This window comes from Pseudomonas sp. A39, from assembly GCF_058145955.1.
Map to the genome: position 1 here is coordinate 23,312 of NZ_JBYVMD010000023.1, position 24,938 is coordinate 48,249.

The following is a 24,938-nucleotide window of genomic DNA, read 5'->3' on the forward strand; positions in this document are numbered from 1 at the left end:
TAGGGATGACCAACCGGACGATCAATCACGCTGGTTGAGCAACAGTTACGGTGAGAGTAACGATGCTTACTTTCTTAAACTTCAACGGGAACCCGGCAGCCTCAAATATTCACCCATCTAACGACATGCGAAGAAAGTAGTTATTACTGCACAATCACCTTGCGAGATGTCTTTATGACCCAAACTGCTCGATTGATGGAAACCCGCCCCCCCGAATCGCCTCCGCCCCCCTCACAGCCCGTTACCCCTTCTGCGGCACAGACTATTACCCAACAGCAGCCTGCCCTCGCTTCACCCACGTCAACCTATTTACCCAACGGCTATCACTTGCCCACATCACCGGGCATAACGCCGGTCACGGTGGATCGTCCCAATCTAGCAATACGCCACAATATCAGCGACGAGGAACTTCTCATCCGTCAACATGAAAGTCTGAGTGCCCAGATTCAACGCCTACACAGCCAGCAACCCAGCCTCAAAACCTTTGTGCAGACGCAACTTGAGCAAGCCTTTCCAGACGTCAGACCGCTCAATGCCGAAACGACGCAGCACGCCATCACCAAGGACATCGCCACCCAATACCCCAAGAGCCTGCAGGCGTTCTGGACCACGCCCCGTCCGAAGGAGAGAGAACCGCGCACTCTGGAGGCGCCGCAAAACCAGCTACTGACCCTGCACAAGCAACAACTGTCGGTCCTGGCGGCGCTGCGCGTGAGCGACGGCACATTGACCCCGGCCAGCAAACAGCTGATTGATGCCGCGCTGCAACACCCCACGCTGGCCGAACGCGAGCATGCCTTCGCCAACGGCGCCCGACCTGGGGTTTACCCGATCACCGTCGATGACGGCACCGAACGGGGTGCGCTGCTGGCCGGCGCTTTTCTCATCACCAAGACCGATAATTCCTGGGCCACAGAACCCACATGGCCGAACGGCCGCGTGCTCCCGCTCAACGATGCCAATGGCCCCGTGGTGTTGTATACACCCGGTGAAGGTTTCGAGGAGTTCACCACTCCCGCCCAGGCACGTCAGGCATTGGCCGATCGCCTTGAACAAGGGGGTGCCACTGCCGACCGGCTGTTGCAACAGATGCCACTGGCCATGCAAAACCGTGACGCTCCCCCCACCGGGGATGACCTGATGCTCAGCGCTGAACCGCTGACCGGGGATGTCCTGGCCGAAGGGATACCCTGGATGCTCAAGCGTCAGCAAGAGGAAATCCAGGCAAAAGCTGCCCAGGCATTCACGCAATCCGGTGGCAACCCGCTGACAGAGCCGACTGCGTTGGAGGCTCTCGAGGAATCCGCCGACTGGTCGTACTTGCTCGACGGTAGCAATGCGCTGTCAGCACGCGACGCCAAGCTGGCCGATAAGCTGCAACCCCAGTGGCTGAAAAACCTGAGCCCGAAACAAATAGCACTGTTCGACCACCTGGAGCATGCCGAAAAACAAAGCACGCGCACGCTGGCGTCCCTGCTGGAAAAGATCCCTGACCTGGCATCCTTCGCCCGGGACAGGATCACGGCGGCCATCCAAAGGCTATCTCCGCCTGGGCGGTTGGATGCAGACCAGTTAAAGGTAACGGTTACAACGAAGACCCGGATTAATCTCAGTCGACCCAGCAGCAATGAAACGCCGTTTATCAAAACCCACAACGTGTCGCTGACAGATCTGGCGCTGAAAAACCCCACCGAGTTCCCGACCGCTGAAAGCAGTCACTTCACCGAAACTACCTTTACGTTGCCGCTCACCGATTCCCAAGGCAAACCTATCCTGGACGTTAGCGGCAAGCAGGTCATCTGGACCACCGAGCAGCTTAAGACGCTGGTCAATACCGCAGATGTCGGTGGCGAATACACCAAGCTGCTCAAGGAAACGCTGGCCGCGGATACCGAGTCAGGGCCCGCGAGCGAGATTCGCAAAGCATGGAAAGCCAACCTGAGCGATAGCCTGGAAAAGGATGCGCTTCTGGCAGAACTCAACCCGGATGTTTACAAGGCAAAAGCAACGCTCGACACCACCACCCAGCGAAGCGCGCAATGGGTTGCCGCCGTGCTGGGCAATCCCGACTCGGCCGACCGGCCTCAGGTCGATGGAAAAACCATCACCGCCAATGCCCTTATCCAGCGCGGGATACCGGTACAGGGGGTGATGGTGATTGGCAATCAGACGGATGACGCGCTGGTCCTGTACACACCGGGTGCGCCCGACGGCATGTCGTTTCGTGAAGTAGCAGACCAGGATTCGCTGAATACCTTGCTGGAGAAAAACGAATGGCGGGTCTACACCGCAAGCAGGAAATCACCCGTCAATAAAGATGACGTGGCCAAAGCCTATGATGCGCTCAAGCAGCAAGCAACCGGCCAGCTGACGAACCCCTTCAAGGCCATTGATTTGCTCGTCAAGGTGCTCAAGCTGACGGGCGCCGGCACGACACTCCAGCCCATAGAAGGTAACGTTCAGGATGAGCTGTACAAACAGCACGTGCAGTTGCTCATCGACAAAGCGGACCACCAATCTGTGAGCAGCGCGGAAGTCGCGGCTCAATCGACAATCAACAAAGTCCTGTTCGGAGTTGAAGTGGGCTTTGCACTGCTTGATCTGTTGCCCGTGGTTGGCAAAGGCCTTTCGGCGGGAGCGCGATTGGCAAAGACTGGCCTGAGGACCCTGCGTGCCAACGGAAAAACGCTGCGGCGGCTGATCAAGGGTCCCGGCCTGGGGCCTGCGGTGTATGCCGATGGTACCGGGGCGCCGACACGTCTCTCGAGTGTTCGCACAGCGCCTTTACGCCCAGCATCCAGCCACACGCCGCCACCCAGACCGCTACGCCCTTCCGTGATTGACACGCCAGCCCCAAAGCGGGACCTGAGCGCTTTCAGCGTTCCGGACGACGTCATCAAAGGCGTCCCGATGAAGGCGAATGGCACCTATCAGGTTGGCGAAAATTGCTACGTGCGTTATACCGACGCGACTGAGGTCAGCAAGGTGTACCTGATCGATTCAAGCTTTCATGCACGGTCCGGAAGGGTTTCCATCCTGGACCCCAATGAGCCTGCGACGAGATCAACGTTCTTTCGACGAAGGGAGAACCTGGTGCGTGCCACCAACGGTGAATGGCGAGCGAGCAGATTGCCAGCAGGCACCCCAATAAAACGCCCGCTGGAGCCCGCTGTTTCGACTTCAGGACACACGCCAAACGGTCAACCACTCACTAAACGCCCCCGACTGCCAGAGGCCTTCCCCGGTGAAAAAGCGCAGCTGGAACCGCCTGTCAAAGGCAAAACCGTTTTCTACAAATATGTAGCGAAAGATCGCCATGCCACGTTCAACGCCGACCGCGCTTTTAGCCCTTCAGATACCAATTTGAAGGGTGACCCCCTTCCCCGAGGAAAAGGCCGGCACTACTTTACGGACCTGGCGCCAGACGATATGCCCAGCAAACAGCTGTCCGAGACCATCTTCGGGCGGCGTAAATTCGGCAATTGGCAGGATAAAATGACGTATCACTACGAAGTGAATACATCGGGACTGAACCTCATCCAAAGCCCTGACAACCCTCATATCTTTTACCTGGAAACACCGTTTTCCATACCAACGACCTATCGAAGCGGACCGAACGCTGATTTGACCCAGCGCATTATTTCGCATGGGAGAACACCTTTGACAACCTGACCCCGCTTTGCAGACAGACGCATGGCGGCGGCCAATGAGCCCCAAAAAGGGAACGATAGGTTAATGCCAGTCAGTTAAGACGTAGAAAGGGTAAAAAATAACCTGTGGCGAGGGAGCTTGCTCCCTCGCCACAGGTACAGTGTTTGCCCTTAACTGACTGGCATTAATCGATTTATGCCGCCATGGACGGGGAAATTTGTTCCAGTGCTTGATCCACCAACAGTTGCCCCAACGCTGCCATTTGCTGAATCCCAAGCATGATGGCGCGCTGGGTAGTGTCCAGGTCGAAGGCTAGATTGCAGGTGAGTGCGTTGAGGGAGGACAGGGTTTCGCTGGCGTTGACCAGCAAGGTTTCGGTGTCTTGGTGAGGGTTTACGGTGAAGAGGGGCGGATTGGGGGTAGGTTTGATCATGATTTACAGCTCCGATATGGGATGGAGACTGCCATCTGCCGCTTGCACGCGAACTAAGGTGGCAGCTGTGCGCAGGTGTGCAAGACCGGGCATATCGGACCCCGGCAGACCCCGAGGGATCTCCCACGCACAGCCGCCATAACAAATACAGCAGGCATAAAAACGCCCGTTGAATGGCTATGGGCGCCGGTGCGCCGACATGTAACCGGACTTGCACGTCCGTGTCACCGTTTTTTGCGATGACGGGACGAAGACTAGGCGCGCTGGCTGCACGCGACAAGTTCATGCACGGCCCAAAATCTTGCAGGAAAAATCCGAAGGCCCAGCAACACCCCCCCTGTGGTGAGGGAGCTTGCTCCCGCTGGGCTGCGCAGCAGCCCCAGTACAAACACCGCGTTTCTACAGGCAGAAAGCGGCGGTAGGTTTTGGGGCCGCTTCGCGCCCCAGCGGGAGCAAGCTCCCTCGCCACAAACGAGGTCTGCAGGCAGCGGTTTATGCGGGTTGAGTGAGTATCTGAGATGAGCGCGATCCCGTGTGGGAGCGGGGGATTCAAGCTAATCCGGATTCGACCAGCAACGCTTCCAACCCCATCAAGTCCGGCACCTTCGCCACATGCTCCCCTACCTGCACCGCCGCCAACTCCAACGGGCACAGCGGCACATCCACATAACTCAACTCGCTGTCGAGCTTGTAAGACCGTGGAATCCCCTGAATCACCAGCGCGATAAACTTCAACGTCGGTCGCCCGCCCAACGCGTTCAACACTACGATTCGCGAGCGTTCGCCGGTCACACTCGCCTCGCCGCACACCGCTTCAAAGCTGATCAGCGGTATCTGCCGATCGCGCCAGGTTACTTGCCGCAAATACCACGGCGGCGCATCACTGGCGGGTTCACCGCGCTGGAAGTCGATCAGCTCGGCAATGGCGACGTTGGGCAGCACCAGGTGGCGGTCGGCCAGCGGCAGCAGCAGGCCGGTGAGTTGGCTGGTGCGGTGGTCAAGCATGGGACTTGCTCCAGTAGGCGATGCTTTCGAGCAGCACCGATTCCTGGTACGGCTTGCCGAGGTAGTCGTTGACGCCGATGGCCATGGCGCGATCGCGGTGTTTCTGGCCGGTGCGCGAGGTGATCATGATAATCGGCAGGCGCATCAGCCGGGGGTCGTTGCGCACCTGGGTGGCGACCTCGAAGCCGTCCATGCGCGGCATTTCGATGTCGAGCAGCATCAGGTCCGGGGTGTGTTCTTCGAGCACAGCGAGGGCGTCGATGCCGTCTTTGGCGGTGAGCACGTTCATGCCGTTGCGCTCCAGCAGGCGGCTGGTGACTTTGCGCACGGTGACGGAGTCGTCCACCACCAGCACCAGCAACGGGCGTTTTTTCAAGGGGTCGTTGAGGATCAGCGGCGCATCGACCGACTGGGCCGGCAAGGCCGGCTGGCGGGCGCGGATATGCGCGAGCAAATCGATGATCAACACTACGCGCCCGTCGCCCAGAATCGTCGCGCCCGACAGGCCCTGCACCCCGGCAAACTGCGGGCCCAGGCCCTTGACCACAATCTCCCGCGTACCGGCCATGGCGTCCACATGGATGGCCACGCGCCGCTCGTTGCACTGCACCAATAGCACCGGCACCGGCTGGTACTGGCCCAGCAGTTTCGGGCGGCTGACGGTGTGCAGCAAGTCGCCCAGGTAGAACAGCTCATAGCGCTGGCCGGCGTATTCATAACACGGCGGGTCTTGCTGGTAATGGCCCGCCAGCTCATGGGGCAGCACCCGCACCAGACCTTCGATGGTGTTGAGCGGAATCGCGTACTGGTCGTCCGCACATTGCACCATCAGCGCACGGTTGACCGACACGGTAAACGGCAAGCGAATACGGAAATGCACACCCTCGCCCGGCGTCGAATCAATGACCATCGAGCCACCAAGCTGACGCACTTCCTCATGCACCACGTCCATGCCCACGCCGCGTCCGGAAATCTGCGTGATCTTTTCGGCGGTGGAGAAGCCCGGCTGCAGGATGAACTGCAACACGTCGCGGTCGCTGATCTCTTGATGCGGGCCCAGCAAGCCACGCTTGATCGCCTTGCGCCGCACGGCCTCCAGCGGTACACCTGCGCCGTCATCGCGCATGTCGAAAACGATGTCGCCGCCTTCGTGGGTCAGGTCCAGGGTGATGCGGCCTTTCTCGGGCTTACCGGCCAGCAGCCGCACATCGCGGGACTCCAGGCCATGGTCGACGGCGTTGCGCAGCATGTGCTCCAGCGGTGCCGCCATGCGTTCCAGCACATTGCGGTCCATCTCGCCCTCGGCGTTGCCGACGATGAATTCCACGTCCTTGCCCAGCTCACCCGCCACCTGGCGCACGATACGCTTGAGGCGCGGCAGCATGCGTTCGAACGGCACCATGCGCGTGCGCATCAGGCCTTCCTGCAACTCGGTGTTGATGCGCGCCTGTTGCTGCAACAGGTCGTGCGCGTCCTCGTTGCGGCGCTCGAGGGTGTCCTTGAGGTCGAGCAGGTCGGAAGCGGACTCGGACAGCGCGCGGGACAATTGCTGCAGCTGCGAGTGGCGGTCCATTTCCAGCGGGTCGAATTCTTCATAACCCAGGCGCTCGGCCTCGGCCTGCTGGCGACTGAGGATGCGGCCCTGGGTCTCGGTGTCGAGACGCCGCAGTTGGTCGCGCATGCGCTCGATCGTGGTTTCCACTTCGGTCAGGGCAATGCGGGCGTCGTTGACTTGCTGCTCGATACGGCCACGGAAGATCGAGGTTTCACCGGCCAGGTTGACCAAGTCGTCGAGCAGCTCGGCAGAGATCTTCACCATGTCGGCGGCGGGGTCTACCACGGCCTCCGCCTTGCCCGTCGGCAACGCCACCGGTGTCACCGGTTCGTCGCTGGGGTGCACCAGGCTTTTGATGCGCTCGATGAGCTTGTCCACCGAGCCGACCGGCAAACCGTCGGCCACCGCGTCGATCATCTGCGCCAGGCGGTCGTGGCAGCCTTGCAGCAACGCAAACAGCTCGGCGGACGGCGCCAGTAGGCCTGCGGACAGCCCTTCGTAGAGAAACTCCAGTTCATGGGCCAGATCGCCGATCGGCCCGATCTCGACCATGCGCGCGCCGCCCTTGAGGGTGTGCAGGTCGCGTAGCAGGGTTTCGACTTCCTGGCGGCTGCCGGGCTCGGCCTGCCAACGCAGCAAAGCGCTGCCTGAGCTGTCGAGAATGTCGGCGGCTTCTTCGAGGAAGATATCCAGCAATTCAGGATCAGCTCCCGAGGCTTGTACAGCCTCGGTCGGTGCCGTCGGTGTGCTGCCCTGGCGGAATCCACGCAATTGGGCGATCAACTCGCCGGCATCGCTCAGGGGCCGTTGCTGTTGCAATTCATCAAGCTGCAAGGCCAGCCGCTCATGGCTGGCCATCAGTAACAGCGACAGCTCGGGAGAGTAGCTGTAGCGACGGTCCACCAGCCCTTCATACAAACATTCCAGCTCGTGGGCCAGGTCACCCACCGGCCCGATTTCGGCCATGCGCGCGCCGCCCTTGAGGGTGTGCAGGTCACGTTGCAACGAGGACAGCGGTCCCGCGTTATCCGGCTCCAGCAACCAGCGTTTGAGCGACTGCCCGGCGCTGTCGAGGATGTCCACGGCCTCTTCCAGGAAGATCTCGACGATCTCATCGTCCATCGTCGTTGGCTGATCCAATTGCGCCGTGGCCGCCCCCAGCTCGGAGATGCTCAAGGCGCGGCTGCCGTCGCTTTTGATCAGGCCGGTGGCCGACGGGTCAAGGGCCTCATCCAGCAACTCGCGCAACGCCTGTACCCGTGCCGGCGCCGGGCTGATTTCCTGCCCGGCGGCCAATTGGTCGAGCATGTTGATCAAGGCTTCATGGGCCTGCTCGGCCTCGTGGAAAAACCGCTCGCTCACCGCGAGGCTGCTCTCCTCCACCGCGCCATAGAGGTCGAGCAGCGCTTCGCAGAGTGCGTCGATGGCGTGCAGGTCGGCGACGTGCGCGCCCTCCCCCAGGGTGGTCAGTTCGTCCAGCAGCGCGGTGAGTTCCTGGCGTTCGCCGGGATGCTGTTGCCAGCGGCGCAGCAGGCTTTCGGCGTCGAGCAGAATGTCCATGCCCTGGGCCAGGAAGTTGGCGATCAGTTGCGGGTCGCGCTTGATACGCAGGCCGGTGTTTGGGGCGTCGAGCAATGCTTCAAGCTGCTGATCCAGCAGGCGTTGGGTGCGGTTGATCAGGTCCTCTGCGCCTTTGATCGGCGCCAACGGGTCGCTGTCCAGATCACGCAGCCCGCGCTGGAACAGGCTCTCGGCTTCGAGCAGCAACTCCACTTCGTCCAAGTCCAGCGGCAGGCGGTGTGCCTTGTATTCGCGGGTGAGGTGGTCCAGCGGGCGCGCCAGTTCGGCGATGGGCAGCACGCCGGCCATGTAGGCGCTGCCTTTGAGCGTGTGCAGGGCGCGTTGCAGTTCATCGCTGACGTGCAGCGGTACATGCTCGGCGGCCTGTTGCAGGAAGTGATTGAGGCTGTCCAGATGGCTTTGGACTTCGTTGCGGAAGATCTCCAGCAGCATCGGGTCATGGGGTTCGGCAGACGGCTGCGGCGTACCGCTGGCCAAGGCGTGGGCGCGGGCGGCCAGGGCGTCGACTTCATCGCGCTGGCGCTGGTCGTCGGTGGCGAAGTCCGCGATCAACTCCGGCAGCAAGGCCACCGCTTCATCCAGCACCTGTTGCACCTCGGGGCTCAGGGCTACGCTGCGTTCCAGTACGCGATTGAGCAGGTTTTCCACAGCCCAGGCCAGCTCGGCCAGGACCAGTGCGCGGACCATGCGGCCGCTGCCCTTGAGGGTGTGGAAAGCACGGCGCATTTCGCCCTGGGCGGTTTTGTCCGCGCTGTTGGGCAGGTAACGGTGCAGCACGTCGAGGACTTCGTCGGTTTCCTCGAGGAAGACCTCGCGCAGTTCATCGTCGATGGGCTCTTCGTCGGCCGGTGGCGGCAGCAGGCTACCGGGGCGTTGCAGGGCCGGCGGGTTCAGGCGCGACGTGGGGCTGGCCAGCGCGTCGAACTGCGACTGGCTCGGCGCGACCTCCACCGCCAGCGCTCCATCCGGTGCAACCAGGGCTTGGCGCCAGGGTTTCTCGGCAGGCAGGTAACCCAGCGCCGCCAGGCCTTGGGTGGCCAGCTCCAGCACCCGTTCACCTGCGGCATCGGGGTCTTGGAGCATCCGTTCGAGGTAGTACTCCAGGCTGCTGATCACGTCGGCAAAATGCGCCAGTTGCCGCTCGGTCGGCGGCGCGTCGTTGCCCATCAACTGTTCATCGACGTAGTCCGTGCAACCGCGCATCAGGCTCGCCGCGCGGGGTAAAGGGATCATGGCCAGGGCACCGCGCACCTGGCTCAGCAGTTCCGGCAGGGACTCAAGGCGCTGGCGGTCCCAGTCGGCTTCGATGCAATCGATCACGAGTTCCTTGGCTTGCTTGAGGCACTGGCAGGATTCACGGATCACCAGTTGGTGGATCTGGGTCAGGTCGGTGGTGGGCAGGCGGCTTTCTTCGCGGCTTTCCGGCTCCACGGTGCCGGCCATGCCGGCCAGTGTGGCTTCGACATAGAGCAAGGCGCCGGCAACGTCCATCAGCACGGCATCGTTGGGCTCGCGTTGGCCCTGGGCCAGGCTCAGCACCACGGCAAGCTGGTCGATGATGACTTTACGCGGCTGGCCGAAGCCCAGCACCGCCAAGGTGTCGGCGATCTGCCGCAGTGGCGCGAGCAGCGCGTCGAGGTCGCTGGTGTGCTGACGGTCGCTGCGTACGAACAGGTCGAGGCGTTCTTTTACCCGCACCAACTCTTCACACAATGCACCCAGCACCGAGCCCATGGCGTTGCGGTCCGGCCCGGCCAGGCGTGCGCGTTCGGCATCGACCACCGTGCTGTCCGGCAAGGCTTCATCCAGGCCGTAGCGTTCCTTGAGGCTTTGCATGCGCGGTGTCGGCCGGGTGACCTTGGCCACATAAAACAGCAAGCTCTTGAGCAACTCATCTGGCGCCGGCTGGTTGATGCCGCCGATGCCTTGGGCGAGCAGGCGCTTGAGCTGTTTGTCACTGGCCTTGAGCAAACTGCGCAGCGCTGGGCTGTTGGCGATCACGCCGATGAGCATGCCTTCGACCAGCGCCGAAGTGACTTGCCACAGCGGCAACAACGGCGCGCCCTGGCACAAGGCTTCGAGACGCGCGAACACCCGCGCCATGTCCTCCAGGTTGCTGGGGCCGTGGTCTTCGCGCAGCAGCCCGGCCAGGGCCTGTTGCAGCAGCTGATGCCACTGGCGCAGTTGCTCTTTCAGGTCGGGCACCGCGCGTTGCGCCAGGGCTTCATCGGGCAGCGGCGCGATGGTGAGCAGTTGCGGGCTGAACAGGCTGGTCTCCGACAGCAGGCTTTCGCCGCGGGCGCTGCGCAAGTCGTTGAGCAGCGGCAATACCACCAGCGGCAGGTCGCGGCGGGCGCTGTGCACGCGGTCCAGGTAGAGCGGCAATTGGTTGAGGGCCTGTTGCAGCAGGCGGATGCTTTCGTCGCGCTGGCTCACATGGCCGGCTTGCAGAGCCAGGGCCAGCGCTTCGATTTCCTCGGCCAGCAGGGCCGCGCCGTAGAACTCGACCATTTGCAGCGCACCATGCACCTGATGGATGCCGGCCAGGCATTCGCTGATCGCGTCGCCGTCAGTGGTTTCGACGTACGCATCCAGCGCCGAACGGGCCTGTTGCAGGGTTTCGGCAATGTCGCCCTTGACCCATTCGAGGGCCACGTAGTCGTGCCGATCAACCATAACTGCTCCGCTTAGAATTCGTGGGTTGCTGGTGGTGCGAGATCTCAAGACAGATAGAGATCAAATGTGGGAGGGGGCAAGCCCCCTCCCACATTGGTACTGCATTTCAATCATCGACCTGTTTGGGTGGCGGCAAGGTAAACCCCGACACCGACCGGCGCAGCTGGCTGGCCATTTTCGCCAGGTTGCCGATGCTTTCGGCGGTGGCCGTGGAGCCCGACGAGGTCTGGGTAGTGATCTGCTGAATCACGTTCATGGTCAGGGAGATCTGCCCCGCCGACGAGGTCTGTTGCTGCGCCGCGTTGGAAATACTCTGGATCAGCGCCGCCAGGGTTTTCGACACGCCTTCGATCTCTTCCAGCGCCACCCCGGCGTCCTGGGCCAGCCGCGCGCCGCGCACCACTTCGGTGGTGGTCTGCTCCATGGAGATCACCGCTTCGTTGGTGTCAGCCTGGATCGCCCGCACCAGGGTTTCGATCTGCCGGGTGGCCGCCGACGAGCGCTCGGCCAGCCGTTGCACTTCATCGGCCACCACCGCAAAGCCGCGCCCGGCGTCACCGGCCATGCTCGCCTGGATCGCGGCGTTGAGGGCGAGGATGTTGGTCTGGTCAGCAATGTCGTCGATCAGGCTGACGATGTCGCCAATTTCCTGGGACGACTCACCCAGACGCTTGATGCGCTTGGCGGTGTCCTGGATCTGTTCGCGAATGTTGTCCATGCCGTGGATGGTGTTGTGCACCACCTCGTTACCCTTGTTGGCGATCTCCACCGAGCGCTCCGCCACCGCCGAGGACTCGGCGGCGTTGGCCGACACCTGGTCGATGGACTGGGCCATCTGGTTGATCGCCGTGGACGCTTCGGCGATCTGCTGGGCCTGGTGCTCCGACGCCTGGGCCAGGTGCATCGCGGTGGCCTGGGTGTCCTGCACCGCACCGGCGACTTGCCCGGCGGTGAGGTTGATGGTGGCGACCAAGTCGCGCAGTTGGTCGACGGAGTAGTTGATGGAGTCGGCGATGGTGCCGGTGAAGTCTTCGGTCACCGAGGCCGTCACGGTGAGGTCGCCGTCGGCCAGGTCTTCGATTTCATCCAGCAGGCGCATGATCGCGTTCTGGTTGCGCTCGTTCTTCTCGGCGGTTTCATGCAACTGGCGGTTGGTCTCGCGCACCATCACCAGGCCGATCAGGATGATCGAGGTCAGCGCCAACAGCCCCAGCACATAACCGCCGATGGTGTCGAAACTGCGCCCGCTGGCCAGGTTTTCAAAACCGGTGGCCAGGTGCGAGGCTTCATCGAGCAGGGTTTGCGACAGGTTGAAGATATTGCTCGCCGAGGCGCGGACCTGGAACAGTTGCGGCGAGGTCTCGAGGATTTCATCCACGGAACCGGAGACAAATTCGAACAGCTCGGCGATTTCCGCCAGCCGCGCCCGGGCGTCGCGGTCTTCGACCTGGGTGATGCGCAGGCCGGGGTTGCCCTGGAGCATGCCATTGAGCACCTGGCCGAAGCGGTTGGCGTCACGGCCAAACGCGTCGGCGGCCTGCACGGCGGTTTCGTCGCCGGCCAGTACGGTGTTCACTGCACCAAGGATCCGCTCGGCCAACAGTGACTGGCGCTGGGCCAAGGCCACTTGGCTGGCCGGGGCGCCACGCTGCAGGAGGATGTCGACGACCTTTTCCGACTCCATCTGCAACTGCGGCACGGTTTCGGCCAACGTCGCGGCGACCTGATGCAAGGACAACACGGTCTGTTCGCTGGCAAGGATGGCGTCGGTGTTTTTCAGCAGCGCTTCCCAGTCGGTCTGCACCGCGCGCATTTCGGCGCGCACGGCGTTGGGCGCGGCAGGCAGGCCGGTTTCCGGGTCACCTTTTTTCAGGTAGCCCCAGCGCTGGGCGAAGTCGTTGCGCGCATCGCCCAGCAGCTTGAACGCGGCGGCCTTGCCGGCGGCGGCTTCGGTGGCGTTCTTGGCGATGCGCTGGGACAGCACGCGCAGCTCACCGGCGTGGCCGATGTACTGTTTGTCATAGGTGGACTGGGTGTTGAGGTACGCAAAGTTGGCGAACAGCAACATGATGAACACGATCAGTGCGATGAACAGCACGATGATCTGCGAGCGGCTGCGCGAGCCGGCCTGGGGTTTTGGCGTGGTGGCGGTGGTCATGCGGCAACATCCATGAAGCCTGGGGCCTGGGCCAGGGCGAAGGGGCTGAAGACCTGCCACTGTTGGTCGCCCTCGAACTGGCCCTGGATAAACGGAACACCGGGCGCGGCGCTCGCCAGCAGTGCGTCTTGTGCGAAATGCTGCATCCCCACCACCTCGTCCACCAGCAGCCCGACAAACAAGTCGTTGAATTCCACCACCAATACGCGCCGCTGTTTGCGCGCCTTGGACAGTTCAAGCCCGAGAAACCCACCCAGGTCCATCACCGGCAACAGGCGTCCACGCAGGTTAGCCACGCCCTTGACCCAGGCCTTGACCCCGGGCATCAGCGTGCAGCGCGGTTCATGCAGGACTTCGGCAACTTCGCCCATGGGTGCCACATACCAGTGCGGCCCCAGGCGAAAACCGATTCCGCTCCAACGTTGCAGGCGGGCTTCCTGGGACGGCAGGTCGGCGGCCAGCAGGCGGCAGCGCCGGTCGATGTCCAACAGCAGCTCGAAGGCGGTTTGCGACTCGGTCATGATGGCGAACCGTCAGCCGGCCAGCACCTTGTTCAGGGTGGCGATCAGGGTTTCTTCATCCACCGGCTTGGTCAGGTAATCCTTGGCGCCCTGGCGCGCACCCCAGATCTTGTCGGTTTCCTGGTCTTTGGTGGTGATGATGATGATCGGGATGCCGTTGGTTTCCGGCTCCTTGGACAGTTGGCGGGTGGCCTGGAAGCCATTGAGGCCCGGCATCACGATGTCCATCAGCACGGCGTCGGGTTTTTCCTGGCGGGCCAGGGCCACGCCGTCCGCACCGTTTTCGGCCTTGAGAACCTGATGGCCATGCTTTTCCAGCATGCCGGTCAGTTTGTACATTTCGGTCGGCGAATCGTCGACGATCAGAACACGTGCCATGGTTTTCCCCGCTACATAAGTTCGCGCCGACCCTCGTGAGGCGACGTCAGTGTGCTTGTTCTACTGCGGCGAAGCCGGGCACGTAGGCCTTGATCGCACTCAGCAGTTCTTCCTTGCTGAAAGGCTTGGTCAAAAACTGATCGACGCCGACGATGCGCCCCTTGGCCTTGTCGAACAGGCCGTCCTTGGAGGACAGCATGATCACCGGGATCGACTTGAACGCCGGGTTGTTCTTCACCAGGGCGCAGGTCTGATAACCATCCAGGCGCGGCATCATGATGTCGACAAAGATGATGTGCGGGTGATGATCGACAATCCGGGCCAGGGCATCGAAACCGTCGATGGCCGTGATGACATCGCACCCCACGTTCTTCAACAAGGTTTCAGCGGTACGGCGGATAGTCTTTGAGTCGTCGATCACCATCACTCTCAAGGCGTTGGAATGCTGTTCCATATCTGCTCTGCCATCGCCACAGCGAATCGGTTTTCGGTGTGTACTGCCTGATGTTGCACAGGATGAGCGCCGCAAGCCTTGGAATTCAAGGGCTGCTGCGCCGTGGCAGTCTTTTTAGCACAGTCTCCGGGCGCAATCTATCGAGCAACCGGCCAGGTGGTTTTTCCTTGACCCACAACAGCCACAGCGCCACTCTGACGCCACTTTTATGCGCCCTAATTTGCTAGAGGAAATCCCCCATGAGCGTTCGCGTCGGCATTGTCATGGACCCTATCGCCAGCATCTCCTATAAAAAGGACAGCTCGCTGGCCATGCTCCTGGCCGCCCAGGCCCGCGGCTGGACGTTGTTCTATATGGAGCAGCGCGATCTTTACCAGGGTGACGGCGAGGCCCGCGCACGCATGCGTCCGCTGCAGGTGTTTGCCAACCCTGAGAAGTGGTTCGAGCTGTCGGACGAAATCGACAGCCCGCTGAGCGATCTGGATGTGATCCTGATGCGCAAGGACCCGCCGTTCGACATGGAATTCGTCTACTCCACCTACCTGCTGGAGCAGGCCGAGCGCGCCGGCGTGCTGATCGTGAACAAGCCGCAGAGCCTGCGCGACTGCAATGAAAAGCTGTTCGCCACCCTCTTCCCGCAGTGCACCCCGCCCACCGTGGTCAGCCGCCGCGCCGACGTGCTGCGTGAATTCGCTGCCAAGCACGGCGATGTGATCCTCAAGCCGTTGGACGGCATGGGCGGCACCTCGATCTTCCGTCACCGCGCAGGCGACCCGAACCTGTCGGTGATCCTGGAGACCCTGACCGCCCTGGGCACCCAGCAAATCATGGGCCAGGCCTACCTGCCGGCGATCAAGGACGGCGACAAGCGCATCCTGATGATCGACGGCGAGCCGGTGGACTACTGCCTGGCGCGCATCCCGGCGGCTGGCGAGACCCGCGGTAACCTGGCAGCCGGCGGTCGTGGTGAAGCACGCCCTCTGTCGGACAAGGACCGTTGGATTGCTGCCCAGGTTGGCCCGACCCTGCGTGAAAAGGGCTTGCTGTTTGTCGGCCTGGACGTGATCGGCGAGAACCTGACTGAAATCAACGTCACCAGCCCCACCTGCATTCGCGAGATCGACAACGCATTTGGCACGAACATCGGCGAAATGTTGATGGCTGCCATTGAGCGCAAGCTACAAGCCAAGTGACATAGAACAGCCGGACACACACCAACATTGCGTTATCATGCGCCACCTGTGAAACGCGCGATGTTGGTTTTTTTGTCATGACGCTCCCGTCCGAACTGCCCCCCGAACTCTCCCATAGCGGCGTGCGCCCGGCTGATCGGCTCGGATTTACCCTGTTCCTCGCTGCACTGATTCACCTGGCCCTGATCCTCGGCGTGGGGTTCACCCTGGTCGAACCCAAGCAAATCAGCAAAACCCTGGAAATCACCCTCGCCACGTTCAAGAGTGAAAAGAAGCCCGAGAAGGCTGACTTTCTCGCCCAGGACAACCAGCAGGGCAGCGGCACCCTCGACAAGAAGGCCGTGCCCAAGACCACTGAAGTGGCGCCGTTCCAGGACAACAAGGTGAATAAAGTCACCCCGCCGCCGGCGCCCAAGCCCGAGGTGAAGCAGGCCGCGCCCAAGGCTGCGGTGACCACCGTCGCGCCCAAACCGCAAAAAGCCCCGACCCAGCGCGAAAAAACCAAGACCGAACCGACGCCCGAGCCCGTGAAGCCCGCGCCGACGTTCGACAGTTCGACACTCTCCGACGAGATTTCCAGCCTGGAAGCCGAGCTGGCCAACGAACAGCAGCTGTACGCCAAGCGCCCGCGCATCTACCGGCTGAACGCCGCCTCGACCATGCGCGACAAAGGCGCCTGGTATAAGGACGAGTGGCGCAAGAAGGTCGAGCGTATCGGTAACCTCAACTACCCGGATGAAGCGCGACGCCAGCAGATTTATGGCAATTTGCGCTTACTGGTGTCGATCAACCGCGACGGCACGTTATATGAAGTCCAGGTGCTGGAATCGTCAGGTCAGCCACTGCTGGACCAGGCCGCCCAGCGCATCGTGCGCCTGGCCGCGCCCTTTGCCCCGTTCAGCGGCGACTTGAACGACGTCGACCGCCTTGAAATCATCCGCACCTGGAAGTTTGCCAAGGGTGACCGCCTGTCCAGCAACTGAATACGCCCTTTGTGGTAAGCGGGGTTGTTGTGGTGAGCGGGCTTGCCCCGCGCTGGGGGGCGAAGCCCCCCCAATCCAGGCACAGAGGTTCTCCAGCTAAAATGAAACATCCGGTTTTGGGGCGGCTTCGCAGCCCAGCGCGGGGCAAGCCCGCTCACCACAACAACCCTGTTTGCCACAATTATGGTCCACCCCAGCTTGTCAGTTCGCCCCTCCACCGCCACACTAGCGGACATGAAAAATGTCAGCCCGACCTACCTCAAGCACCAATTCCTGATCGCCATGCCCCATATGGCCGACCCGAACTTTGCGCAGACCTTGACCTACATCGTCGAGCACACCGCCAAAGGTGCCATGGGGTTGGTCATCAACCGCCCGCAAGAGCTGAACCTGGCGGATATCCTTGAGCAACTGCGCCCGGAGGTCGACCCTCCAGCCCGCTGCCAGGGCGTGCCGATCTACATCGGCGGGCCGGTGCAGACCGATCGCGGCTTTGTGCTGCACCCCACCGGGCCGAAGTTCCAGGCCACGGTCGACCTGGAAGGCGTGTCGCTGTCCACTTCACAGGACGTGCTATTCGCCATCGCGGACGGCGTGGGCCCTGAGCAAAGCGTGATCACCCTCGGCTACGCGGGTTGGGAAGCCGGCCAACTGGAAGCCGAGCTGGCCAGCAACGCGTGGCTGACCTGCCCCTTTGACGCCGAAATCCTGTTCAACACCCCCAGCGAACTGCGCCTGGAGGCAGCCGCGGCCAAACTGCGCGTCAACCTCAACCTGCTGACCAGCCAGGCGGGGCACGCCTGATGGCTTTGCGCTTAATCCTCGGTTTTGACTACGGCACCAAGCAGATCGGCGTAGCCGTCGGCCAGGTCATCACCGGCCAGGCTCGCGAACTGTGCACCTTGAAAGCCCAGAACGGCATACCGGACTGGAACCAGGTCGAGGCCCTCATTAAAGAGTGGAAGCCCGACGCCGTGGTGGTCGGCCTGCCCTTGAACATGGATGGCACGCCCAGCGACATGTGCCTGCGCGCGGAAAAATTCGCCCGACGCCTCAATGGCCGCTACAACATCCCCTTCTATACCCACGACGAACGCCTGACCACCTTCGAAGCCAAGGGTGAGCGCCGTGACCGTGGCGGCCAGAAGGGCAGCTACCGCGACAATCCCGTGGACGCCATCGCCGCCGCGCTGCTGTTGCAGGGTTGGCTGGACGACAACACCGCTTTATTTGAATCCTGACTGACGCGGCTTGCCGCGTCTTTTTACGTTTGAGCCCGGACCTTGCCTGCGCCAAGGTCCTGAAGGAGCCTGCATGAGCTTGCCGAACCCCGCCGAACTGATCAGCCAAATGGCCAAAGACCTCACGGCCCATCTGCAACACCGTGCCATCAGCGAGCCACGTTTCATTGGCATTCGCACCGGTGGTGTGTGGGTGGCCCAGGCGTTGCTGGAAGCGCTGGGCAGCGACTCGCCCCTCGGCACCCTGGATGTGTCCTTCTACCGCGACGACTTCAGCCAGAACGGCCTGCACCCACAAGTGCGTCCGTCGGCGCTGCCTTTCGAAATCGAAGGCCAGCACCTGGTGCTGATCGACGACGTGCTGATGAGCGGTCGCACCATCCGCGCCGCCATGAACGAATTGTTCGACTATGGCCGCCCGGCCAGCGTGACGCTGGTGTGCCTGCTGGACCTGGACGCCGGTGAGTTGCCGATCAGCCCGGATGTGGTCGGCGCCACCCTGTCGCTGCAAGCCCACCAACGGGTAAAATTGTCCGGTCCCACGCCGCTCGAACTCGAACTGCAAGACCTCGCCCTTTAAACCGCCTTGTAAAGAGTCCCCGCGATGACGCCTCTAGATGCCAAGCGCCCGCTGCAGCTCAATGCTCAGGGTCAGTTGCAACACTTCTTGTCCCTCGACGGTTTGCCCCGCGAACTGCTGACTGAAATCCTCGACACCGCCGACTCGTTCCTCGAAGTCGGTGGCCGCGCGGTGAAGAAGGTCCCGCTGTTGCGCGGCAAGACCATCTGCAACGTGTTCTTCGAGAACTCCACCCGCACCCGCACCACCTTTGAACTGGCGGCCCAGCGACTGTCGGCCGACGTGATCACGCTGAACGTGTCCACCTCGTCGGCGAGCAAGGGCGAAACCCTGCTCGACACCCTGCGCAACCTGGAAGCCATGGCCGCCGACATGTTCGTGGTACGCCACGGCGACTCCGGCGCCGCGCACTTCATCGCCGAGCACGTGTGCCCGCAGGTAGCGATCATCAACGGCGGCGACGGCCGTCACGCCCACCCGACCCAGGGCATGCTCGACATGCTCACTATCCGTCGGCACAAGGGCAGCTTTGAAAACCTCTCGGTAGCCATCGTCGGCGACATCCTGCACTCGCGGGTGGCACGCTCGAACATGCTGGCCCTGAAAACCCTGGGTTGCCCGGACATCCGCGTGATCGCGCCGAAAACCCTGCTGCCGATCGGTATCGAGCAGTACGGCGTGAAGGTCTACACCGACATGGCCGAAGGCCTCAAGGATGTGGACGTGGTGATCATGCTGCGCCTGCAACGCGAACGGATGTCCGGTGGCCTGCTGCCGAGCGAAGGCGAGTTCTACCGCCTGTTCGGCCTGACTACCGCACGCCTGGCCGGCGCCAAGCCGGATGCCATCGTGATGCACCCTGGCCCGATCAACCGTGGCGTGGAGATTGAGTCTGCGGTGGCCGACGGTAACCAGTCGGTGATCCTCAACCAGGTGACCTACGGCATCGCCGTGCGCATGGCGGTGTTGTCCATGGCCATGAGCGGGCAAACCGCGCAACGTCAATTCGAGCAGGAGAACGCCCAGTGAAGCTCAGCATCCTCGGCGCCCGCGTCATCGATCCGGCCAGTGGCCTGGATCACGTCACCGACCTTCATCTGGAAGCCGGCAAGATCATCGCCATCGGCGCCGCGCCCGCAGGCTTCAGCGCCAGCGAGACCCTCGACGCCAAAGGACTGGTGGCCGCGCCTGGCCTGGTCGACCTGAACGTCGCCCTGCGCGAGCCAGGCTACAGTCGCAAGGGCAACATCATCAGCGAAACCCGCGCCGCTGCGGCCGGTGGCGTGACCAGCCTGTGCTGCCCGCCGCACACCAAGCCGGTGCTGGACACCTCGGCGGTGACCGAGCTGATCCTCGACCGCGCCCGTGAGGCCGGCAATTGCAAAGTGTTCCCTATCGGCGCCCTGAGCAAAGGCCTGGAAGGCGAACAACTCGCCGAGCTGATCGCCCTGCGTGACGCCGGTTGCGTGGCCTTCGGCAACGGCCTGGAAAGCTTTCGCAGCACCCGGACGCTGTTACGCGCCCTGGAATACGCAGCCACCTTCGACCTGACGGTGATCTTCCACTCCCAGGACCGCGACCTGGCTGAAGGCGGCCTGGCCCATGAAGGCGCCGTGGCCAGCTTCCTCGGCCTGCCGGGCATTCCGGAAACCGCCGAAACCGTGGCCCTGGCCCGTGACCTGCTGCTGGTGGAACAAAGCGGTGTGCGTGCGCACTTCAGCCAGTTGACCAGCGCCCGAGGCGTCGCCCTTATCGCCCAGGCACAGGCTCGCGGACTGCCGGTCACGGCGGATGTGGCGTTGTATCAGTTGATCCTGACGGATGAGGCGCTGATCGACTTCTCCAGCCTGTACCACGTGCAACCGCCGCTGCGCACCCTGGCCGACCGCGAAGGTTTGCGTGCGGCGGTCAAGTCCGGTGTGGTCTCGGCGATTTCCAGCCATCACCAGCCCCATGAGCGGGATGCCAAGCTGGCACCGTTTGGCGCGACAGAGCCCGGCATCAGCAGTGTCGAACTGTTGCTGCCGCTGGCGATGACACTGGTGGAGGATGGATTGCTGGACTTGCCGACACTGCTGGCACGCCTCAGCGCAGGCCCGGCTGAGGCATTGCGCCTGCCGGCGGGTAAGTTGGCGGTGGGTTCGGCGGCGGACCTGGTGCTGTTTGACCCGGCCCGCTCCACGGTTGCCGGGGAGCACTGGCTGTCCAAAGGTGAAAACTGCCCGTTCATCGGCCATAGCCTGCCGGCGACGGTGCGCTACACCTTGGTGGATGGGCGGATCAGCTACCAGGCCTGAAAAATCCCACATCTAATGTGGGCATGATCAATGTGGGAGGGGGCAAGCCCCCTCCCACATGTTGATCTCCACCAGAAGTTAAAGATCAGCGGCCGCTGTTGCGCTCGGCATTGCGGATCGATATCTGTGTATTCAACGTCCAGAAGTCATACAACACCCCCACCAAGAACAAACCGCCGGTCAGCAGGTAGATCAGGCCGGTGATCCATTTGCCTTGGTACATGCGGTGCACGCCAAACACCCCGAGAAACGCCAACAGCACCCAGGCCACGTTGTATTCGATCGGCCCGGCGGTAAAACGCAGGTCCGCTTCACGGTCCATGGCCGGGATCAGGAACAGGTCGATCAGCCAGCCGATACCCAGCAAGCCAAAGGTGAAAAACCAGATCGTGCCGGTCACCGGTTTGCCGTAATAGAAGCGGTGCGCCCCAGTAAAACCAAAAATCCACAGCAGGTAACCAATCACCTTGCTGTGGGTGTCTTGCTGCGAACCAATCTGCTGATAGGTGTTCATCGCGTACCTCTTTTGCCTCGATAGATAAATTTTTTCACTTTCTTTGTGACTTTTTTACAGGCGCCCGACGTACGGCAAATGGTATCTTCCCTGCCCTGAAAGCCTTATGCCACCTGACTTGTGTAGGACAATTGCGGCGAATCGTCGCGTTTTTCCTGATTTTGACGTCAAGGTTCAGTCGACAAACGGCCTGAGAACGACACAAAAAGCTGTTATAAAGTTGCGCGCAAACCCATAAGAGCCACGCCTAATGCGACCATTTTTCAAGACATGGCTAACCATTTGCCTATTAATGCCACTGGCCGCCCACGCCACCAATCGTGAGCAACGACTTCCTAACGTTAACGGTTTCACCCCTAAAGTTCACAGCACACCCAGCACGGCCAAATCGGTAAAGCTGACCGTCAACCGCCCGACTCAACTGAGCAAGGCCCACGGTAAAGCAAACCCGGCCCTGATGGCAGTCAACACCAAACAGAGCAGCACCGTCCTCAGCCGCGCCGTGAACGTGCTCGGTACTCCTTATCGTTGGGGCGGCAGCAGCCCAAGTAAAGGGTTCGACTGCAGTGGTTTGGTGAAATATGCGTTTAACGACGTAGCGGCCGTGGATTTGCCGCGCACCTCCAACGCCATGGCCGCCGGCCACGGGCAGAAGGTTGACCGCAAGGACCTGAAACCGGGTGACCTGCTGTTCTTCAAACTGAAGAGCCGCCAGGTGAACCACGTTGCCATCTACCTGGGCAACGACCGTTTCATCCACGCACCGCGCCGTGGCAAGGCGGTCAGCATCGACACGCTGAAGAAGCCGTTCTGGGACAAGAACTACGTGATCGCCAAGCGGGTGCTGCCGAAAGAGCAGAACAATCTGCGGGTCGTCCAGCGCTAAGCCTGCCGCAAAGCTATAGGCGGCTTGTTGTAGTGAGCGGGCTTCTGTGGTGAGCGGGCTTGCCCCGCGCTGGGGCGCGCAGCGGCCCCAATGAGGCCACCGAATTTCCGCAGATACAACTCGTCGCCTGGTTTTTGGGGCGGCTTCGCCACCCAGCGCGGGGCAAGCCCGCTCACCACAACAAGCCCGCTCTCATATATCTGCTGGCACCCTCGCCTTCCCCCGTGCGTCTTCACGACTGATCACCCCCTCCCCGACCAGCGCCTTCAAGCTCATATCCAACGTCTTCATCCCCAACGCCCCACCGGTCTGGATCGCTGAAACCATCTGCGCCACCTTGTCCTCGCGGATCAGATTGCGAATGGCCGGCGTGCCCAGCATGATTTCATGGGCCGCTACGCGCCCGCCGCCGACCTTCTTCACCAGGACCTGGGACACCACCGCCTGCAACGACTCCGACAGCATCGAGCGGACCATGGCCTTTTCCCCCGCCGGGAACACATCCACCAGCCGGTCTACGGTCTTTGCCGCAGACGTGGTGTGCAGGGTGCCAAATACCAGGTGCCCGGTCTCAGCCGCTGTCAGCGCCAGGCGAATGGTTTCCAAGTCGCGCAATTCGCCTACCAGGATTACGTCCGGGTCTTCACGCAGCGCTGAGCGCAGGGCAGTGGAAAAACTGTGAGTGTCACGGTGCACCTGGCGCTGGTTGATCAGGGCGGTCTTAGGTGTGTGGATAAACTCGATAGGGTCTTCGAGAGTGAGGATGTGCTGGCGCCGATGCTGATTGAGAAAATCGATCATCGCCGCCAGGGTGGTGGACTTGCCCGAGCCGGTCGGGCCGGTCACCAGCACCAAGCCTCGTGGCAGCAGGGCGATACGCCGGAACACTTCGCCAAGGCCAAGGCTTTCCAGGCTCTGCACCTCGCTGGGAATCGTGCGAAACACCGCCCCCATGCCACGGTCCTGCGTGAACACATTGGCCCGGAAGCGCGCCACGCCAGGCAGTTCAAACGCAAAATCCGTTTCAAGAGATGTTTCGAAATCCTTTTGCTGGTGCTGATTGAGCAACGGGCTCAATAAGTCCGCCACTTGCCGGGGTGAGAGCACCGGCCAATCCAACGGCCACACCTCGCCATCCACCCGCAACATCGGCGCCAGGCCGGCCGACAGATGCAGGTCGGAGGCGCCACGGCTTACGCTGGCCGCCAGCAATTCAGTGATATCCATAGGGCTTTCCATTTCCAGTAGAATGCCGCGGACTCCATATCCACGGGCGCATCTTGAATGTCGACGATAGCAGACAACATCGGCCAGGTTAGCCAGCGCATCCGCGCCGCAGCCGACGCCGTGCAACGTGACGCAAGCAGCATCCACCTGCTGGCCGTGAGCAAGACCAAACCCGCGCCAGCCGTGCGCGAAGCCTATGCCGCCGGAATGCGCGACTTTGGCGAGAACTATCTGCAGGAAGCTTTGGGCAAACAGGCCGAATTAACCGACCTGCCCTTGAGTTGGCACTTCATCGGCCCCATTCAATCGAACAAGACGCGCGCTATCGCCGAGAACTTCGCTTGGGTGCATTCCGTGGACCGCCTCAAAATTGCACAACGCCTGTCCGAACAACGCCCGGCCGACCTGCCACCGCTGAACATCTGCATCCAGGTCAACGTCAGTGGCGAAGCCAGCAAGTCCGGCTGTACGCCCGCCGACCTGCCGGACCTGGCCAATGCGATCAGCGCCCTGCCGCGCCTGAAGTTGCGTGGCCTGATGGCGATTCCTGAGCCGACTGAAGATCGCGCCGCGCAAGATGCAGCGTTTGCCGCTGTACGCGACCTGCAAAACAGCCTGAACCTGCCGCTCGACACACTTTCCATGGGCATGAGCCACGACCTTGAGTCGGCCATCGCCCAAGGCGCCACCTGGGTGCGGATCGGTACCGCCCTGTTTGGCGCCCGCGACTACGGCCAGCCATGAAATGGCTGACTTCCATCTGAGTAAGGACCTGTCATGAGCAACACGCGTATTGCCTTTATCGGCGCCGGTAACATGGCGGCCAGCCTGATCGGTGGCCTGCGGGCCAAGGGCCTGGGCGCCGCGCAGATCCGCGCCAGCGACCCCGGCGCCGACACCCGTGCCCGCGTCAGCGCCGAGCACGGTATTGAAACCTTTGCCGACAACGCCGAGGCCATCCGTGGCGTCGATGTGATCGTGCTGGCGGTGAAGCCGCAGGCCATGAAGGCCGTGTGCGAAAGCCTGCGCCCGAGCCTGCAACCGCAGCAACTGGTGGTGTCCATCGCCGCCGGCATTACCTGCGCCAGCATGAATAACTGGCTGGGCGCCCAGCCGATCGTACGCTGCATGCCCAACACCCCAGCGCTGGTCAGCCAAGGCGTGAGCGGCTTGTACGCCACCGCCGAAGTGAGCGCCGAACAACGCAACCAGGCGCAAGCGCTGCTGTCCGCCGTGGGCACCGCCCTGTGGTTGGAACACGAGCAGCAGCTGGACGCGGTCACCGCCGTGTCCGGCAGCGGCCCGGCGTATTTCTTCCTGTTGATCGAAGCCATGACCGCCGCCGGGGTGAAGCTGGGACTGTCCAAGGACGTTGCCGAGCAACTGGCCGAGCAGACCGCCTTGGGTGCCGCGCATATGGCGGTTGCCAGCGATGTGGACGCGGCCGAGTTGCGCCGTCGCGTGACCTCCCCCGGCGGCACCACACAGGCGGCCATCGAGTCGTTCCAGGCCGGGGGCTTTGAAGCCCTGGTGGAAAAAGCATTGAGTGCCGCTGCGCACCGCTCGGCGGAACTCGCCGAACAACTGGGCAAATAAGGAGCCAAC

The 24,938-nt window shown here is 62.1% G+C and carries 20 protein-coding genes; 11 read left to right on the forward strand and 9 right to left on the reverse strand.

Annotation, left to right across the window (positions count from 1 at the left end; translation table 11 throughout):
- The first annotated feature begins 174 nt into the window (after positions 1-174).
- Positions 175-3,672 (forward strand): dermonecrotic toxin domain-containing protein, encoded by a 3,498-nt coding sequence (locus tag AC3ZU9_RS18165; protein WP_490091142.1) that lies wholly within the window; start codon positions 175-177, stop codon positions 3,670-3,672.
- A 172-nt stretch (positions 3,673-3,844) separates the two neighbouring features.
- Here the strand turns inward: AC3ZU9_RS18165 and AC3ZU9_RS18170 are convergent, their stop codons facing one another.
- From AC3ZU9_RS18170 to pilG, 7 genes are all read right to left on the reverse strand, one after another.
- Positions 3,845-4,084 carry a DUF6124 family protein gene (locus tag AC3ZU9_RS18170; protein ID WP_043206036.1) on the reverse strand — a complete coding sequence of 80 codons (240 nt, stop codon included), beginning with the start codon at positions 4,082-4,084 and terminating at the stop codon, positions 3,845-3,847.
- Between the two features lie 549 nt (positions 4,085-4,633).
- Positions 4,634-5,089, reverse strand: a complete 456-nt coding sequence (locus AC3ZU9_RS18175) for a chemotaxis protein CheW (protein ID WP_010207210.1) — start codon at positions 5,087-5,089, stop codon at positions 4,634-4,636.
- Positions 5,082-10,901, reverse strand: a complete 5,820-nt coding sequence (locus AC3ZU9_RS18180; protein WP_490091143.1) for an Hpt domain-containing protein — start codon at positions 10,899-10,901, stop codon at positions 5,082-5,084. The genes AC3ZU9_RS18175 and AC3ZU9_RS18180 overlap by 8 nt, the downstream gene beginning before the upstream one ends.
- Positions 10,902-11,007: 106 nt before the next feature.
- Complete coding sequence (locus AC3ZU9_RS18185; RefSeq protein ID WP_015886334.1) at positions 11,008-13,059, reverse strand: methyl-accepting chemotaxis protein; 2,052 nt, start codon at positions 13,057-13,059, stop codon at positions 11,008-11,010.
- Positions 13,056-13,580, reverse strand: a complete 525-nt coding sequence (locus AC3ZU9_RS18190; RefSeq protein ID WP_015886335.1) for a chemotaxis protein CheW — start codon at positions 13,578-13,580, stop codon at positions 13,056-13,058. The genes AC3ZU9_RS18185 and AC3ZU9_RS18190 overlap by 4 nt, the downstream gene beginning before the upstream one ends.
- A gap of 12 nt (positions 13,581-13,592) precedes the next feature.
- The gene (gene pilH / locus AC3ZU9_RS18195; protein WP_014720320.1) at positions 13,593-13,958 is read right to left on the reverse strand and encodes a twitching motility response regulator PilH; all 366 of its coding nucleotides are present in this window, start codon (positions 13,956-13,958) and stop codon (positions 13,593-13,595) included.
- Between the two features lie 46 nt (positions 13,959-14,004).
- The gene (pilG, locus tag AC3ZU9_RS18200; RefSeq protein ID WP_003176671.1) at positions 14,005-14,412 is read right to left on the reverse strand and encodes a twitching motility response regulator PilG; all 408 of its coding nucleotides are present in this window, start codon (positions 14,410-14,412) and stop codon (positions 14,005-14,007) included.
- 239 nt (positions 14,413-14,651) lie between these two features.
- Between pilG and gshB the strand changes: the two genes are divergently transcribed.
- The 7 genes from gshB to AC3ZU9_RS18235 all read left to right on the forward strand — a co-directional run bounded on the left by gshB (position 14,652) and on the right by AC3ZU9_RS18235 (position 20,706).
- Positions 14,652-15,605 (forward strand): glutathione synthase, encoded by a 954-nt coding sequence (gene gshB, locus AC3ZU9_RS18205; protein ID WP_005792255.1) that lies wholly within the window; start codon positions 14,652-14,654, stop codon positions 15,603-15,605.
- A 77-nt stretch (positions 15,606-15,682) separates the two neighbouring features.
- Positions 15,683-16,588 carry an energy transducer TonB gene (locus tag AC3ZU9_RS18210; protein WP_015886336.1) on the forward strand — a complete coding sequence of 302 codons (906 nt, stop codon included), beginning with the start codon at positions 15,683-15,685 and terminating at the stop codon, positions 16,586-16,588.
- Between the two features lie 234 nt (positions 16,589-16,822).
- Entirely contained in the window at positions 16,823-17,392 is a 570-nt protein-coding gene (locus AC3ZU9_RS18215; protein ID WP_015886337.1) for a YqgE/AlgH family protein, read from the forward strand.
- Positions 17,392-17,829, forward strand: coding sequence for a Holliday junction resolvase RuvX (gene ruvX / locus AC3ZU9_RS18220; RefSeq protein WP_102061863.1), 438 nt, complete (start codon positions 17,392-17,394; stop codon positions 17,827-17,829). The genes AC3ZU9_RS18215 and ruvX overlap by 1 nt, the downstream gene beginning before the upstream one ends.
- 73 nt (positions 17,830-17,902) lie before the next feature.
- Positions 17,903-18,409 (forward strand): bifunctional pyr operon transcriptional regulator/uracil phosphoribosyltransferase PyrR, encoded by a 507-nt coding sequence (gene pyrR, locus AC3ZU9_RS18225; protein WP_046034946.1) that lies wholly within the window; start codon positions 17,903-17,905, stop codon positions 18,407-18,409.
- A gap of 24 nt (positions 18,410-18,433) precedes the next feature.
- Positions 18,434-19,438: an aspartate carbamoyltransferase catalytic subunit gene (locus AC3ZU9_RS18230; RefSeq protein WP_015886339.1), complete on the forward strand. Its 1,005-nt coding sequence runs from the start codon at positions 18,434-18,436 to the stop codon at positions 19,436-19,438.
- Entirely contained in the window at positions 19,435-20,706 is a 1,272-nt protein-coding gene (locus AC3ZU9_RS18235) for a dihydroorotase (RefSeq protein ID WP_093542524.1), read from the forward strand. The genes AC3ZU9_RS18230 and AC3ZU9_RS18235 overlap by 4 nt, the downstream gene beginning before the upstream one ends.
- Before the next feature lie 85 nt (positions 20,707-20,791).
- Here the strand turns inward: AC3ZU9_RS18235 and AC3ZU9_RS18240 are convergent, their stop codons facing one another.
- Positions 20,792-21,202, reverse strand: a complete 411-nt coding sequence (locus tag AC3ZU9_RS18240; RefSeq protein ID WP_163825880.1) for an NINE protein — start codon at positions 21,200-21,202, stop codon at positions 20,792-20,794.
- A gap of 268 nt (positions 21,203-21,470) precedes the next feature.
- On the opposite strand from AC3ZU9_RS18240, the gene AC3ZU9_RS18245 reads away from it, so the two are divergent.
- Positions 21,471-22,106 (forward strand): C40 family peptidase, encoded by a 636-nt coding sequence (locus AC3ZU9_RS18245; RefSeq protein WP_046034944.1) that lies wholly within the window; start codon positions 21,471-21,473, stop codon positions 22,104-22,106.
- Between the two features lie 192 nt (positions 22,107-22,298).
- Here the strand turns inward: AC3ZU9_RS18245 and AC3ZU9_RS18250 are convergent, their stop codons facing one another.
- On the reverse strand, positions 22,299-23,333 hold the full coding sequence (locus AC3ZU9_RS18250; RefSeq protein WP_490091144.1) for a type IV pilus twitching motility protein PilT: 1,035 nt from the start codon (positions 23,331-23,333) through the stop codon (positions 22,299-22,301).
- Between the two features lie 57 nt (positions 23,334-23,390).
- Here AC3ZU9_RS18250 and AC3ZU9_RS18255 point away from each other — a divergent pair, with 57 nt between their 5' ends.
- On the forward strand, positions 23,391-24,077 hold the full coding sequence (locus AC3ZU9_RS18255) for a YggS family pyridoxal phosphate-dependent enzyme (protein WP_015886344.1): 687 nt from the start codon (positions 23,391-23,393) through the stop codon (positions 24,075-24,077).
- 33 nt (positions 24,078-24,110) lie between these two features.
- Positions 24,111-24,929, forward strand: coding sequence for a pyrroline-5-carboxylate reductase (proC, locus tag AC3ZU9_RS18260; protein ID WP_015886345.1), 819 nt, complete (start codon positions 24,111-24,113; stop codon positions 24,927-24,929).
- Positions 24,930-24,938 lie beyond the last annotated feature (9 nt).

Coding starts and splice junctions, on each gene's coding strand:
- AC3ZU9_RS18215 (WP_015886337.1), top strand. CDS start 16,823: ATGAAAAATGTCAGCCCGACCTACCTCAAGCACCAATTCCTGATCGCC.
- AC3ZU9_RS18255 (WP_015886344.1), top strand. CDS start 23,391: ATGTCGACGATAGCAGACAACATCGGCCAGGTTAGCCAGCGCATCCGC.
- gshB (WP_005792255.1), top strand. CDS start 14,652: ATGAGCGTTCGCGTCGGCATTGTCATGGACCCTATCGCCAGCATCTCC.
- AC3ZU9_RS18180 (WP_490091143.1), bottom strand. CDS start 10,901: ATGGTTGATCGGCACGACTACGTGGCCCTCGAATGGGTCAAGGGCGAC.
- AC3ZU9_RS18170 (WP_043206036.1), bottom strand. CDS start 4,084: ATGATCAAACCTACCCCCAATCCGCCCCTCTTCACCGTAAACCCTCAC.
- pilH (WP_014720320.1), bottom strand. CDS start 13,958: ATGGCACGTGTTCTGATCGTCGACGATTCGCCGACCGAAATGTACAAA.
- AC3ZU9_RS18185 (WP_015886334.1), bottom strand. CDS start 13,059: ATGACCACCGCCACCACGCCAAAACCCCAGGCCGGCTCGCGCAGCCGC.
- AC3ZU9_RS18250 (WP_490091144.1), bottom strand. CDS start 23,333: ATGGATATCACTGAATTGCTGGCGGCCAGCGTAAGCCGTGGCGCCTCC.
- pilG (WP_003176671.1), bottom strand. CDS start 14,412: ATGGAACAGCATTCCAACGCCTTGAGAGTGATGGTGATCGACGACTCA.
- AC3ZU9_RS18190 (WP_015886335.1), bottom strand. CDS start 13,580: ATGACCGAGTCGCAAACCGCCTTCGAGCTGCTGTTGGACATCGACCGG.
- AC3ZU9_RS18165 (WP_490091142.1), top strand. CDS start 175: ATGACCCAAACTGCTCGATTGATGGAAACCCGCCCCCCCGAATCGCCT.
- pyrR (WP_046034946.1), top strand. CDS start 17,903: ATGAGCTTGCCGAACCCCGCCGAACTGATCAGCCAAATGGCCAAAGAC.
- AC3ZU9_RS18210 (WP_015886336.1), top strand. CDS start 15,683: ATGACGCTCCCGTCCGAACTGCCCCCCGAACTCTCCCATAGCGGCGTG.
- AC3ZU9_RS18175 (WP_010207210.1), bottom strand. CDS start 5,089: ATGCTTGACCACCGCACCAGCCAACTCACCGGCCTGCTGCTGCCGCTG.
- ruvX (WP_102061863.1), top strand. CDS start 17,392: ATGGCTTTGCGCTTAATCCTCGGTTTTGACTACGGCACCAAGCAGATC.
- AC3ZU9_RS18245 (WP_046034944.1), top strand. CDS start 21,471: ATGCGACCATTTTTCAAGACATGGCTAACCATTTGCCTATTAATGCCA.
- proC (WP_015886345.1), top strand. CDS start 24,111: ATGAGCAACACGCGTATTGCCTTTATCGGCGCCGGTAACATGGCGGCC.
- AC3ZU9_RS18230 (WP_015886339.1), top strand. CDS start 18,434: ATGACGCCTCTAGATGCCAAGCGCCCGCTGCAGCTCAATGCTCAGGGT.